Genomic DNA, 14,511 nt, shown 5'->3' with positions numbered 1-14,511 from the left:
ACCCGGAAACGCGCGGTGACAGGGGCTTACACCGTCTGCCCGCGTCTCGGGAGGGCGCATACTATGCAGCGGCCCCCGCCGCGTCAAGCCTGCGCCACCGAAAAAGGTCCGCACCGCCCCAATCGGGGGCGTCCGGCCGGCCCGAGGGCCGCCGGCGGGGCTCTTCAGCCCCAATCGTCCGCCGTCGGCGCCCGACGGCCCGTCAAAACCCGGCCCCGCCGGCCCTCAAGAGAGCCGACTCCGCCCGGTGATCCGGCGGGAGCCGCGCCGGAGTCGAGGCGGGAATCATCCCGGGACCCCGACTCCGGCGCGGAGCGCCCCTACTCCTCGCCGCCCGGCGTCGCGGAGTCTCCCCCACCGCCGCCGAAGACCTGGCGGGCTTCGTCCAGCGGCATGGGCACGACCACGGGCTCCTCGTCCTCGGCCGGCATCTGGGCTTCCAGCGCGGTTGCCATCTCGCGGTCGCGATCGGTCGCGATCTGGCGGTAGCGGTTCATGGTCGCCCCGGTGCCCGCCGGGATGAGACGCCCGACGATCACGTTCTCCTTCAGGCCCACCAGCGAATCCCGCTTGCCCGAGACCGCGGCCTCGGTGAGCACCCGGGTGGTCTCCTGGAACGACGCCGCGGAGATGAAGGAATGCGTCTGCAGCGAGGCCTTGGTGATGCCCTGAAGGACCGGATCACCGAAGGACGGACGCCCGCCGTCCTTGATCGCCTTGTCGTTCTCCTGGGCGAACTCCATCCGGTCCACCAGCTCGCCGACCAGGAAGGTGGTGTCGCCCGGCTCCCGGACCTCCACCTTCTGCAGCATCTGGCGGATGATGACCTCGATGTGCTTGTCGTTGATCTTCACGCCCTGGAGTCGATAGACGTCCTGGATCTCCTTGATGAGATAATCGGCCAGCGCCTCGACGCCCAGCACCCGCAGGATGTCGTGCGGCACGGGGTTGCCGTCCATCAACGGGTCGCCCTTGCGGACGTAGTCGCCTTCCTGGACGGTCACGTGCTTGCCCTTGGGCAGCAGGTATTCCATCTCGGTGCCGTCCTCGGCGACCACCAGGATGCGCCGCTTGGACTTGTAGTCCTTGCCGAACTCCACGCGCCCGTCGATTTCCGCGATGACCGCGTGGTCCTTCGGCTTGCGGGCCTCGAACAGCTCGGCCACCCGCGGCAGACCGCCGGTGATGTCGCGCGTCTTGGAGCCCTCGCGGGGGATACGCGCCAACACCTCGCCGGCCTTGACCTTCTGGCCGGGCTCCACGGACAGGATGGCGTCCACCGACATGAAGTAGCGCGCCTCCAGCCCGTTCTCGAGCATGATGACCTCGCCGGCCTCGTCCCGCAGGGTGATGCGCGGCTTCAGGTCGCCCGAACGCGGCTGCGAGCGCCAGTCCACCACCACGCGGGAGGAAATGCCGGTGGCTTCGTCGGTGACTTCGCGCATGGACACGTTGTCGATCAGATCGACGTAATGCGCGACGCCTTCCTTTTCGGTGATGATCGGCAGGGTGTACGGGTCCCAGTCCGCCAGGCGCGTGCCCTTGCCGATGGACTGGCCCTCGTCCACCAGAAGGCGGGCGCCGTACGGAATGCGGTGGCGGGCCTTTTCACGGCCCAGTTCGTCGGCCAGCACGACTTCCAGGTTACGGGCCATGACGACCAGCGAGCCGGTGTCGGTGGTCACCACCTGCCGGTTCTCGATCTTCACGATGGCGTCGAAGGCCGCGTCCACACTCGACTGCTCCGCGCCACGCTGGGCGGCGCCGCCGATGTGGAACGTCCGCATGGTGAGCTGGGTGCCCGGCTCGCCGATCGACTGCGCCGCGATGACGCCGACGGACTCGCCCATGTTCACCGGCGTGCCCCGCGCCAGGTCGCGGCCGTAGCAGGCCGCGCAGATGCCGCGCTCCGCCTCGCAGGTCAGCACCGAGCGGATCTTCACCTGCTCGACGCCGGCCTGCACCAGCTTCTCGACGTCCGCTTCCTCGATCAGATGGTTGCGGGGCAACAGCAGGTCGCCGTTGTTGTCCAGCACGTTTTCCGCCGTCGTGCGGCCCAGCACGCGCTCGCCCAGCGAGACGATGATCTCGCCGCCGTCCACCACCGGGTTGACCGTGATGCCCTGCTCGGTCCCGCAATCGTCCATGCAGATGATGGCGTCCTGGGCGACGTCCACCAGACGCCGGGTCAGGTAGCCCGAGTTCGCCGTCTTCAGGGCGGTGTCGGCCAGACCCTTCCGGGCGCCGTGGGTGGAGTTGAAGTACTCCAGCACGGTCAGGCCTTCCTTGAAGTTCGACACGATCGGCGTCTCGATGATGGAGCCGTCCGGCTTGGCCATCAGACCGCGCATGCCGGCGAGCTGCTTCATCTGCGCGGGCGACCCACGGGCCCCGGAGTGAGCCATCATGTAGACGGAGTTGATCGGCTTGCCCGGTTCGATGCGGGCAATCTCCTTCATCATCTCGTCGGCCACACGGTCGGTGCAGTGCGCCCAGGCGTCGATGACCTTGTTGTACTTCTCGCCCTGCGTGATGAGACCGTCCAGGTACTGGTGCTCGAACTCCTTCACCTGGGCCTCGGTCTCGGCCACCAGCTTTTCCTTGGTGGCGGGGATGACGAGGTCGTCCTTGCCGAAGGAGATGCCGGCCCGCGCCGCCTGGCTGTAGCCCAGCGACATGATGCGGTCACAGAAGATGACCGTCTCCTTCTGGCCGCAATGGCGGTACACGACGTCGATGACGTCCTGAAGGTCCTTCTTCCGCAGCAGCCGGTTGATGATGGAGAACGGCACGTTCTTGTCGCGCGGCAGCAGCTCGTAGATGCGCAGACGGCCCGGCGTGGTTTCCACGATCTTGGGACCGCGCACGCCCTCGGCGTCCACCTGATCGATGCGGCACTTCACGCGCGCATGAATCCCGACGCGCCCGTGGAACAGCGCCTGCTCGACCTCCTGCGGGCCGCTGAAGGTCATGCCCTCGCCGGGCTCGCCCTCGCGCTCCATGGAGATGTAGTACAGCCCCAGAACGATATCCTGGGTCGGCACGATGATCGGCTTGCCGTTGGCCGGGCTGAGGATGTTGTTGGTGGACATCATCAGCACGCGCGCCTCAAGCTGCGCTTCCAGCGACAGCGGGACGTGAACGGCCATCTGGTCGCCGTCGAAGTCGGCGTTGAAGGCGGTGCAGACCAGCGGATGAAGCTGGATCGCCTTACCCTCGATCAACACCGGCTCGAACGCCTGGATGCCCAGGCGGTGCAGCGTCGGCGCGCGGTTGAGCATGACCGGGTGCTCGCGGATCACCTCTTCGAGGATGTCCCACACCTCCGGCCGCTCCTTCTCCACCATCCGCTTGGCGGCCTTGATGGTGGTGGCGTAGCCGTACAGCTCCAGCTTCGAGTAGACGAAGGGTTTGAACAGCTCCAGCGCCATCTTCTTCGGCAGGCCGCATTGGTGGAGCTTCAACTCCGGGCCGACCACGATCACCGAGCGGCCGGAGTAGTCCACGCGCTTGCCCAGCAGGTTCTGACGGAAGCGGCCCTGCTTGCCCTTCAGCATGTCGGACAGCGACTTCAGCGGGCGCTTGTTCGCCCCCGTGATGGCCCGCCCGCGCCGGCCGTTGTCGAACAGCGCATCCACGGATTCCTGCAGCATCCGCTTCTCGTTGCGGATGATGATATCGGGCGCGCGCAGCTCGATCAGCCGCTTCAGGCGGTTGTTGCGGTTGATGACGCGGCGGTACAGGTCGTTCAGGTCCGAGGTCGCGAAGCGGCCGCCGTCCAGCGGCACCAGCGGGCGCAGCTCGGGCGGGATCACCGGCACCACGTCCAGGATCATCCACTCCGGACGGGTGTCGGACTCCATGAAGGCTTCGACCAGCTTCAGGCGCTTGACCAGCTTCTTGCGCTTGGCCTCGGAGTTGGTCTCCTTCAGTTCGAAGCGCATGTCGTCGCGCAAGGCTTCGAGGTCGATGGCCTTGAGCATCTTCTGCAGGGCCTCGGCGCCGATGCCGGCCTCGAAGGTGCCTTCGCCGTATTCCTCGATGGCGCGCTGATACGCCTCCTCGCTGAGCAGTTCGTTCTGCTTCAGCGGGGTCATGCCCGGTTCGACGACCACATAGTTCTCGAAGTAGAGGACCCGCTCCAGGTCCTTCAGGGTCATGTCCACCAACAGGCCGATGCGGCTGGGCAGCGACTTCAGGAACCAGATGTGCGCCACCGGCGCCGCAAGCTGGATGTGACCCATGCGCTCGCGGCGCACCTTGGACAGCGTGACCTCGACGCCGCACTTCTCGCAGATGATGCCGCGATACTTCATGCGCTTGTACTTGCCGCACAAGCACTCATAGTCCTTGATGGGGCCGAAGATGCGCGCGCAGAACAGACCGTCCCGCTCCGGCTTGAAGGTGCGGTAGTTGATCGTCTCCGGCTTCTTGATCTCGCCAAAGGACCACGAGGACACCTTTTCGGGGCTCGCAATCGAGATCCGGATCTGGTCAAACGACTGCGTGCCGGTGACCTGACCGAAGATTTTCATCAACTCATTCATGAGGCAGTCTCCGCCGGTTCGCGGGGGGACGGCGGCCCAGGGGGCGGGGCCTGTCGTCCGAAACCGATAAAAAGGTATGGCCAGGATATGGGGTGCGGCCGCCCCCGCCAAAAGGCGGCGGGGGCGACTATGCCCGGGGCGCGCCGCCCGGTCAGGTCGTGGTGGACTGGTCCATCTCCACGTCCAGACCCAGCGAGCGCATTTCCTTGACCAGCACGTTGAAGGATTCCGGAATGCCGGCCTCGAAGGCGTCGTCGCCGCGGACGATGGCCTCGTAGACCTTGGTCCGGCCGGCCACGTCGTCCGACTTCACGGTCAGCATCTCCTGCAGCGTGTAGGCCGCACCGTAGGCTTCCAGGGCCCACACCTCCATTTCACCGAAGCGCTGGCCGCCGAACTGGGCCTTGCCGCCCAGCGGCTGCTGGGTGACCAGCGAGTACGGACCGATGGAGCGGGCGTGAATCTTGTCGTCCACCAGGTGGTGCAGCTTCAGCATGTAGATGTAGCCCACCGTGACGGCCCGATCGAACGGCTCGCCCGTGCGCCCGTCGCACAGGGTCACCTGACCGGAGGAGTCCAGGCCGGCCTTGTCCAGCATGTCCACGATGTCCGCTTCGCGCGCGCCGTCGAACACCGGCGTCGCGATGGGCACACCGTTGCGGAGATTCTCGGACATCTCCAGAAGCTCCGGCTCCTCCATATCGACGATGATGTCCTTGTATTCCCGGTCGCCGTAGATCGTGTGGAGTCGGTCGCGCAACTGGTCGGCCTGGCCGGTGCCGTGACGGATCGCCTCCAGCATCTCCTGGACCTGCTGGCCCAGGCCGCGGCAGGCCCAGCCCAGGTGCGTTTCCAGGATCTGCCCCACGTTCATGCGCGACGGCACGCCCAGGGGGTTCAGCACGATATCGACCGGCGTGCCGTCCTCCAGATAGGGCATGTCCTCCATGGGGTTGATCTTGGAGATCACACCCTTGTTGCCGTGGCGCCCGGCCATCTTGTCGCCCGGCTGCAGCTTGCGCTTCACCGCGACGAAGACCTTGACCATCTTGAGCACGCCCGGCGGCAGTTCGTCGCCGCGCTGCAGCTTCTCCACCTTGTCCTCGAAGCGGGCATGGATGCGCTCGATGCTCTCTTCGTAGGTCTTCTTGCGGGCCTCGACCTCGGCCATGACGGTATCGTCATCGACCGCGATCTGGCGCCACTGGCCCTGGGTGTAGTGGCCCAGACTCTCCTCGGTCAGCGGCACGCCGGTGGGCATGCCGCGCGGCCCGGAGACCACCGTCTTGCCGAGCAGGATCTCCTTGAGCTGGGCCGAGAACGACCCCTCAAGGATGGCCTTCTCGTCGTCGCGGTCCTTGGCGAGGCGCTCGATCTCGGCGCGTTCAATGGCGAGCGCGCGCTCGTCCTTGTCCACGCCGCGGCGGTTGAACACCCGCACCTCGACGACCGTGCCCGTCACGCCCGGCGGCACCCGCAGGGACGTATCCCGCACGTCGGACGCCTTTTCGCCGAAGATGGCGCGCAGCAGCTTTTCTTCCGGCGTCATCGGGCTTTCGCCCTTCGGCGTAACCTTGCCGACCAGGATGTCGCCGGCCTCGACCTCGGCGCCGATGTAGACGATGCCCGCCTCGTCCATGTTCTTGAGGGCTTCCTCACCCACGTTCGGAATGTCGCGGGTGATTTCCTCCTGGCCCAGCTTGGTGTCGCGGGCCATGACCTCGAACTCCTCGATGTGGATCGAGGTGAACACGTCGTCCCGGACGATGCGTTCGGAGATCAGGATGGAGTCCTCGAAGTTGTAGCCGTTCCACGGCATGAACGCGACCAGCACGTTCCGGCCCAGAGCCAGTTCGCCCAGATCCGTCGAGGGACCGTCGGCGATGATGTCGCCCTTCGAGACCAGATCGCCCACCTTCACCAGCGGGCGCTGGTTGATGCAGGTGTTCTGGTTGGAGCGCTGGAACTTGCGCAGTCGGTAGATGTCCACGCCCGAGGCGGTGGCGTCGGTTTCCTCCGTCGCCCGCACCACGATGCGGGTGGCGTCCACCTGCTGCACGCGGCCGGTCCGGCGCGCCACGATGGTCGCCCCGGAATCGCGCGCGACCGCGCTTTCCATGCCGGTGCCCACGAACGGGGCCTCGGCGCGGACCAGCGGCACGGCCTGACGCTGCATGTTCGAGCCCATGAGCGCGCGGTTGGCGTCGTCGTTCTCCAGGAACGGGATCAGCGCCGCCGCCACGGACACGAGCTGCTTCGGCGAGACGTCGATCAGGTCCACCTTGGAGGGGTCCACCAGCTCGTAGTCGCCGGCGTGCCGCGCGCTGACCAGATCGGAGACGAAACGCCCGTTCTCATCCAGTTCGGCATTGGCCTGGGCGACGGTGTGCTTGCCCTCGTCCATGGCCGACATGTAGATGACCTCGTCGGTCACCTGGCCGTCCACGATGCGGCGGTACGGGCTTTCGATGAAGCCGTACTGATTGACCCGCGCGAAGGTGGCCAGGCTGTTGATGAGGCCGATGTTCGGGCCTTCCGGCGTTTCGATCGGGCAGATGCGGCCATAGTGCGTGGGGTGCACGTCACGCACCTCGAAGCCGGCGCGCTCGCGCGTCAGGCCGCCCGGACCCAGCGCGGACAGACGGCGCTTGTGCGTCACCTCCGACAGCGGGTTGGTCTGGTCCATGAACTGCGAAAGCTGCGACGAGCCGAAGAACTCGCGCACCGCCGCCGCCGCCGGCTTGGCGTTGATGAGGTCGTGCGGCATGACGGTGTCGATGTCCACGGCGCTCATGCGCTCGCGGATCGCCCGCTCCATGCGCAGCAGGCCGACGCGGTACTGGTTCTCCATCAGCTCGCCGACCGAGCGCACACGCCTGTTGCCCAGGTGGTCGATGTCGTCCACCTCGCCGCGACCGTCCTTCATCTCCACCAGCAGGCGGATGATCTCCAGGATGTCTTCCTTGCGCAGCACCCGGGTGGTGTCGGGCACGTCGTCGAGCGTGAAGCCGAGCCGCGCGTTCATCTTCACGCGGCCCACGGCCGACAGGTCGTACCGCTCGGAATCGAAGAACAGCCCCTTGAACAGCGCGTCGGCGGTTTCAAGGGTCGGCGGCTCGCCCGGGCGCATGACCCGGTAGATGTCGATCAGCGCTTCCTCGCGCGACGTGTTCTTGTCCAGCGCCAGGGTGTTGCGGATGTAGGGGCCCACGTTGACGTGGTCGATGTGCAGCACCTTCAGTTCGGTGACGCCCGCCCGCTCCATCTCGGCCAGCATGTCCTCGGTCAGTTCGTCGCCGGCCTCGGCGAAGATCTCGCCCGTCTGCTGGTCGACCATGTCTTCGGCCGCATAGCGGCCCACCAGCTCCTCGGCGAACACGCGCTGGCTGGTCATGCCCTCGTCCACCAGCTTGCGGGCCGAGCGCGGGGTGACCTTGGTGCCGGCCTCCATCTTGACCTCGCCGGTGTCGGCGTCCACCAGGTCATGGACCAGCTTCACGCCGCGCATGCGGTCCGGCTGGAAGGGGATCTTCCAGCCCTTCTCGTCGCGCTCGAACGTCAGCGTGTCATAGAAGTAGGCGAGCATCTCCTCGGAGGTCATGCCCTGGACCTCCAGCAGGTCCAGTTCCTTGCCCGCGGTCTTGCCCTCGGCCCGGCGCTCCGCCCGCAGCGCCTGGGTGGCCAGGCCCTCCAGCGCATAGAGCAGAGTCGTCACCGGCAGCTTGCGGCGCCGGTCGATGCGCACGTACACAAGGTCCTTGGCGTCGAACTCGAAGTCCAGCCAGGAGCCGCGATAGGGGATCACCCGGGCGGCGAACAGGTACTTGCCCGACGAGTGCGTCTTGCCCTTGTCGTGGTCGAAGAACACGCCCGGCGAGCGGTGCATCTGCGACACGATGACGCGCTCGGTGCCGTTGATGATGAACGTGCCGTTGGACGTCATCAGCGGCATGTCGCCCATGTAGACGTCCTGCTCCTTGATGTCGCGGATGGAGCGCGCACCCGTCTCCTCGTCCACGTCCCACACCAGCAGGCGCAGCGTCACCTTCAGCGGCGCGGCGAAGGTCATGCCGCGCTGCTGGCATTCCTCGACGTCGTATTTCGGGGGCTCCAGATCGTAGCCGACGAATTCGAGCTCGCCCTTGCCGGCGAAGTCCTTGATCGGGAAGACCGACTTCAGAACCTCCTGGAGGCCGCTGTCAGAGCGTTCCCCGGCCGTCGCACCCACCTGGAGAAACTGATCGTAGCTGCTCTTCTGCACTTCGATCAGGTTGGGCATGGGAGCCACGGTGGAAATGCGCCCGAAGTCCTTGCGGACCCGCTTCCGAGTTGTCAACGACTTGGTCATTGCCGCTCCTTGCCTGCTTGCCTCAGCCTGAAAACTGGGGCCTCAATACCTGGCCCGTTTGCCTGCCCGCGCCTCGCCTGCGCGCGCCGGGGTTGACCCGACCCGCCGCCGGCGTCACCGTCGGCCTCATCCATCCGCCCGCGCCGCAGCCCCGCCCCCGCGGCCCGCCGGAAGGATGCTTGCCCCCTGAAGGCCGATCCGCGCGCCCCGCGCGCCCGCCCCCGCAATCCCGTTCGGGTGGCGCCGGCCCCGGCCTTCGCATCGTATGCGGTCAGACCCGGGTCGTTCCACCCTTGAGTCGGGTCCCCGGGTCACGACCACGCGCGGCCCAGGGAGCCCGGTCCTTCAACGCCCGAAAGCCGGAGGGACACCCTGCGCCCCCCCGGCTGGTCCGGACTGTTCGGAAGTGAGCGTCCGTCCCGGTCCTTACTTGACCTCGACGGTGGCGCCCGCGTCTTCCAGCTTCTTCTTCAGCTCGGCCGCCTCGTCCTTGGACACGGCTTCCTTGACCGGCTTCGGCGCGCCCTCGACCAGTTCCTTGGCCTCCTTCAGGCCCAGGCCGGTGATGGCGCGGACTTCCTTGATGACGTTGATCTTCTTGTCACCGGCCGACGCCAGGACGACGTCGAACTCGGTCTTCTCTTCCTCGGCGGGGGCCGCCTCGCCGCCACCGGCGGCCACGCCGGCCACGGCCACCGGCGCCGCGGCGGACACGCCCCACTTCTCTTCCAGCATCTTGGACAGCTCGGCGGCTTCCAGGACGGTCAGGGCGGACAGTTCGTCCACCAGCTTTTCGAGATCGGCCATAATCTTAAGCTCCTCGTCGGATCGACTTGAACACAGTGTCTTCGGTTGGGACCTGGAAGACGGCAATCACGCCGCCTCGCCCTGGGATTCGGCATAGGCGTTGAGCACGCGGGCAAGCTGACCCGCCGGCGCCTGGGTGACGCTGGCCACCCGCTGCGCGGGCGTGGTGAGCAGACCCACGAGCTTACCCCGCAGTTCGTCGAGGGACGGCAGTTTCGCCAGGGCCTGCACGGCCTCGGCATCCATCACCCGGCCCTGCATGGCCCCGCCCAGAATGACCAGCTTGTCGTTGGTCTTGGCGAAGTCCGCGCAGGCCTTGGCCGCCGCCACCGGATCCGTCGACGTGGCAATCGCCGTCGGCCCGGTGAACAGGTCGGTCAGTCCCTCGAAGTCCGTTCCCGTCAGGGCGAGCTTGGTGAGCCGGTTCTTCGTGACCCGGAACTTCGCGCCACCCTCGCGCACCTTGCCACGGAGGGTCTCCATCTGAGCCACCGTCAGCCCCTGGTAGTGGGTGACGATACAGACGGACGACTCTCCGAACTCGGCGTGCATCGCAGCCACGAGTTCCTTCTTTTCGTCTCGGTTCACTTCCGTCTCCGCTGACTGGGTCCGCGGTCCGGACCGCCCCGGGTGGAGCGACCCGCGCCACGAACGCGGTTCCTGTCCTCGCGTCCGCGTCGCCCGGACATCCGGTCCCTCCGTCCCATGCCGCGATCCGATCGCGACACCGGCCTTTCGGAGCCGATCCCCGTGCGCACACGTGCGCGGGACCTGCCCACGGAAAGTTCAAGCCGTTCCGCCAAGGACCCCGACGCCCCCTCCCCGCTCGGCGGATCGGCGGCCGGCCCTCGCCGGTCGTACACCTTCACTCCCCGTCTGCGCGGGCGGGAGGCTTCCCTTCAAGGCCCGGCCCCAACAGAGCCCGGACCACCCACGGTCTTGGACAGGTTGAACCGGCTCCGCCCCCCGAAGGGTTCGGCGCCGGCCCTCTTTCCGGTCGACCCATCGCCCCGAAAGGCGGAGGACCGGACCGAAACCCGATCCGGACCCCGGCGCCCGAGGGCGCGCGCGGTCCGGACTCGTTCTTGTGGTCGCCCGGCCCCTAGACCGGCGTGGCGACCGAGCTGACGTTGACCCGCAGACCGGGGCCCATCGTCGAGCTGATCGAAATCTTCTTCACATAGGTGCCCTTGGCGCCGGTCGGCTTGGCCTTGATGATCGCATCCACGAAGGCGTGGATGTTCTCGGCCAACTGCTCGTCGCTGAAGCTGATCCGGCCCACGCCGCCGTGGATGATGCCCGCCTTCTCCACGCGGAACTGCACCTGGCCGGCCTTGGCCGCCTTGATGGCGTCACCCACGTTCGGCGTCACGGTGCCCAGCTTGGGGTTCGGCATCATGCCGCGCGGACCCAGGATCTTGCCCAGGCGGCCGACGACACCCATCATGTCCGGCGTCGCGATGCAGCGGTCAAAGTTGATGTTGCCGGCCTGCACCTCGGCCATCAGGTCCTCGGCGCCCACGATATCGGCGCCAGCGGCCTTCGCTTCCTCGGCCTTGTCCGCCTTGGCGAACACCGCCACCCGCACCGTCTTGCCGGTGCCGTGCGGCAGCGACACCACGCCGCGCACCATCTGGTCGGCGTGGCGCGGGTCCACACCCAGGTTCATGGCCACCTCGACGGTCTCGTCGAACTTGGCCTTGGCGTTTTCCTTGATCTTGGCCACGGCGTCGGCCAGATCGAATGCCGCATTGCGATCCAGGCCCTCGTAGGCCGCGCGCAGTCGCTTGCCCTGCTTTGCCATGGTTCCCTACTCCTCCACGCTCAGGCCCATGGACACGGCGGACCCCTTCACCATTTCCATCGCCGCCTCGACCGTCGGACAGTTGAGGTCCGGCATCTTCTGCTGGGCGATCTCGCGCACCTGATCCAGCGTCACCGATCCCACGGTGCCGCGACCCGGCGTCTGCGACCCCTTCGGCAGACCGGCGGCCTTCTTCAGGAAGTACGACACCGGCGGCGTCTTGGTGATGAAGGTGAAGGAGCGATCCCCGTAGGCCGTGATGACCACCGGAATCGGCATGCCCGGTTCCATGTTCTGGGTGGCCGCGTTGAAGGCCTTGCAGAACTCCATGATGTTCAGGCCGCGCTGGCCCAGCGCCGGACCCACGGGCGGCGACGGCTTGGCGCCCCCGGCCGGGATCTGCAGCTTGATGTACCCTACGATCTTTTTCGCCATGACATCCTCGGCTGTATCGGCCCCGCCGGGGCGGGGGTCCAAGGGAGCGTGGTGCGGCCCCCCGAGGCATCACTTCCGGGGACAGCCTTCCACGCGGGACGGGCGGGCCATCGGGACCGCGCCCCACCGACGCCCGGCGCGCACGACGGCGGTCCGGGCGGCGGCAAAACGGAAAAGGCTCAGAGCTTCTCGACCTGCGAGAACTCCAGCTCCACGGGTGTCGAGCGCCCGAAAATCGACACCGACACCTTCAGGCGGGCGCGCTCGTCGTCCACATCCTCGACCACGCCGTTGAACGACGCGAACGGGCCGTCGGCGACGCGCACCTGCTCGCCGATGTCGAAGGTGATCGACGGCTTGGGCCGCTCGATGCCCTCCTGCACCTGACGCAGGATGTGGGACACCTCGGTTTCCGAGATCGGCGCCGGCCGGCCACGGCCGCCCAGGAAGCCCGTCACCTTGGCGGTGTTGGTCACCAGGTGCCAGCTCTCGTCGGTCAGCACCATCTTGACCAGCACATAGCCCGGGAAGAACTTGCGCTCGGCATTCACCTTGGCGCCACGCCGGACCTCGACAACCTCTTCGGTCGGAACCAGGACCTCTTCGAACAGGTCTTCCATGCCCTTTTGCTGGGCCTGCTCACGGATCGACTGGGCGACCTTGTTCTCGAATCCGGAATAGACGTGAATGACGTACCAACGGGCCTCCATGCCTGATTATCCTCCCAGGCCGAAAATAAGCTGGACGCCCCACGAGAGCACCTGATCGACCACGAAGAAAAAGATGGCCGCCAGGAAGACCATGACGAACACCATGAGCGTCGAAATAGCGGTTTCCTTGCGGGTCGGCCACGTGACTTTCGCCAGTTCCTGACGAACCTGCCTCACGAACTGGCCCGGATTGACTTTTGCCATCGGATCGTTGAACTCGCCCGCGTTCAAAAAAGAATGCTCGACCCGGAGCCGAACCCACTCGCGTCCCACCCCGTGAAGCGCTGGCCGTCAGACGCGATCGGCCCGGCGCCCCCGTCTTTTTCGGGGGAGTGCCGGACCCAGGCGCGGACGACTGGAAACGCTATGGCCATGGCAGGGGCGGCAGGACTTGAACCCGCAACCCCCGGTTTTGGAGACCGGTGCTCTACCAGTTGAGCTACACCCCTCCAGGGCCATGATCCCGGAGCCGTTCGGAGCGGACCAAGCCGCCTGCCCGAGGCCCCGGTCGGGGCCCGCCCGCGGGGCACAGGCCGCAAGACCAATGCCACCTCATCGGGCGGAGCCGCATCTCTTACCCGGGATGCCCGGCCGGATCAACCCCCTTTTTCCCCGCAACCGACCTGCGGGGCCCGGGCGATCCGGCGGCCCGGACGTCCAGCCCGGTGTCTACTCCAGGATGGTGGCGACGACGCCGGCGCCGACGGTGCGGCCACCCTCGCGGATGGCGAACCGCAGCCCCTCGTCCATCGCGATCGGCGCGATCAGGTTCACCGTCATCGCGATGTTGTCGCCCGGCATCACCATCTCCGTGCCCTCGGGCAGCTCGATGGTGCCGGTCACGTCCGTGGTCCGGAAGTAGAACTGCGGACGGTAGTTCGAGAAGAACGGCGTATGACGGCCGCCTTCATCCTTGTTCAGGATATAGCACTCGCACTTGAACTTGGTGTGCGGCGTGATCGTGCCCGGCTTCGCCAGAACCTGACCGCGCTCCACGTCGTCGCGCTTCGTGCCACGCAGCAGCGCGCCGATGTTGTCGCCCGCCTCGCCCTGGTCCAGCAGCTTGCGGAACATCTCGACGCCCGTGCACACCGTCTTCACGGTGTCCTTCAGGCCCACGATCTCGACATCCTCGCCGACCTTGATGAGGCCACGCTCAACGCGACCCGTCACCACCGTGCCGCGACCCGAGATCGAGAACACGTCCTCGATCGGCATCAGGAACGGCTGGTCCTTCGGACGCTCGGGCTGCGGAATGTAGCTGTCCACCGCCTTCATCAGCTCGATGATCGACTCCTTGCCGATCGTCGCATCGCCGTCCTCCAGCGCCGTCAGCGCCGAGCCCTTCACGATGGGGATGTCGTCGCCCGGGAAGTCGTAGGACGACAGCAGCTCGCGGATCTCAAGCTCCACCAGCTCAAGAAGCTCCTCGTCGTCCACCTGATCGACCTTGTTCATGTACACGACCAGCGCCGGCACGCCAACCTGGCGCGCCAGAAGAATATGCTCGCGCGTCTGCGGCATCGGGCCGTCGGCCGCCGAAACCACCAGGATCGCCCCGTCCATCTGCGCCGCGCCCGTGATCATGTTCTTCACGTAGTCGGCGTGCCCCGGGCAGTCCACGTGCGCGTAGTGACGCATCTCCGTCGAGTACTCGACGTGCGCCGTCGAGATCGTGATCCCGCGCGCCTTCTCTTCCGGCGCCTTGTCGATCATGTCGTAGGCCGAGAACGTCGCACCGCCCGTCTCCGCCAGAACCTTCGTGATCGCCGCCGTCAGCGTCGTCTTGCCGTGGTCAACGTGACCGATCGTGCCCACGTTGCAATGCGGCTTGCTGCGGTCAAACTTTTCCTTCGCCAT

The 14,511-nt window shown here is 66.8% G+C and carries 9 protein-coding genes and 1 tRNA gene; all 10 read right to left on the bottom strand.

Going from position 1 to position 14,511, the window contains the following annotated elements:
• Nucleotides 1–320: 320 nt before the first annotated feature.
• The 10 genes from rpoC to tuf all read right to left on the bottom strand — a co-directional run bounded on the left by rpoC (nucleotide 321) and on the right by tuf (nucleotide 14,511).
• Nucleotides 321–4,547, bottom strand: a complete 4,227-nt coding sequence (rpoC, locus tag GHC57_RS11870) for a DNA-directed RNA polymerase subunit beta' (protein WP_153344482.1) — start codon at nucleotides 4,545–4,547, stop codon at nucleotides 321–323.
• A 151-nt stretch (nucleotides 4,548–4,698) separates the two neighbouring features.
• On the bottom strand, nucleotides 4,699–8,895 hold the full coding sequence (rpoB, locus tag GHC57_RS11865; RefSeq protein WP_153344480.1) for a DNA-directed RNA polymerase subunit beta: 4,197 nt from the start codon (nucleotides 8,893–8,895) through the stop codon (nucleotides 4,699–4,701).
• A 426-nt stretch (nucleotides 8,896–9,321) separates the two neighbouring features.
• Entirely contained in the window at nucleotides 9,322–9,702 is a 381-nt protein-coding gene (rplL, locus tag GHC57_RS11860; RefSeq protein ID WP_153344479.1) for a 50S ribosomal protein L7/L12, read from the bottom strand.
• Between the two features lie 66 nt (nucleotides 9,703–9,768).
• Entirely contained in the window at nucleotides 9,769–10,290 is a 522-nt protein-coding gene (gene rplJ, locus GHC57_RS11855; RefSeq protein WP_170294854.1) for a 50S ribosomal protein L10, read from the bottom strand.
• Nucleotides 10,291–10,804: 514 nt separating this feature from the next.
• Nucleotides 10,805–11,506: a 50S ribosomal protein L1 gene (gene rplA, locus GHC57_RS11850; RefSeq protein ID WP_153344477.1), complete on the bottom strand. Its 702-nt coding sequence runs from the start codon at nucleotides 11,504–11,506 to the stop codon at nucleotides 10,805–10,807.
• A gap of 6 nt (nucleotides 11,507–11,512) precedes the next feature.
• On the bottom strand, nucleotides 11,513–11,941 hold the full coding sequence (gene rplK, locus GHC57_RS11845; protein ID WP_153344475.1) for a 50S ribosomal protein L11: 429 nt from the start codon (nucleotides 11,939–11,941) through the stop codon (nucleotides 11,513–11,515).
• A gap of 179 nt (nucleotides 11,942–12,120) precedes the next feature.
• Nucleotides 12,121–12,651, bottom strand: a complete 531-nt coding sequence (gene nusG / locus GHC57_RS11840; protein ID WP_153344472.1) for a transcription termination/antitermination protein NusG — start codon at nucleotides 12,649–12,651, stop codon at nucleotides 12,121–12,123.
• A gap of 6 nt (nucleotides 12,652–12,657) precedes the next feature.
• On the bottom strand, nucleotides 12,658–12,855 hold the full coding sequence (gene secE / locus GHC57_RS11835) for a preprotein translocase subunit SecE (protein WP_153344540.1): 198 nt from the start codon (nucleotides 12,853–12,855) through the stop codon (nucleotides 12,658–12,660).
• 169 nt (nucleotides 12,856–13,024) lie between these two features.
• Nucleotides 13,025–13,100: transfer RNA gene (locus GHC57_RS11830), tRNA-Trp, on the bottom strand.
• Between the two features lie 220 nt (nucleotides 13,101–13,320).
• On the bottom strand, nucleotides 13,321–14,511 hold the full coding sequence (tuf, locus tag GHC57_RS11825) for an elongation factor Tu (protein ID WP_153344470.1): 1,191 nt from the start codon (nucleotides 14,509–14,511) through the stop codon (nucleotides 13,321–13,323).

This window comes from Roseospira navarrensis, from assembly GCF_009601025.1.
Lineage (GTDB): Bacteria > Pseudomonadota > Alphaproteobacteria > Rhodospirillales > Rhodospirillaceae > Rhodospira > Rhodospira navarrensis.
This window is presented reverse-complemented; position numbering and strand designations above follow the sequence as displayed.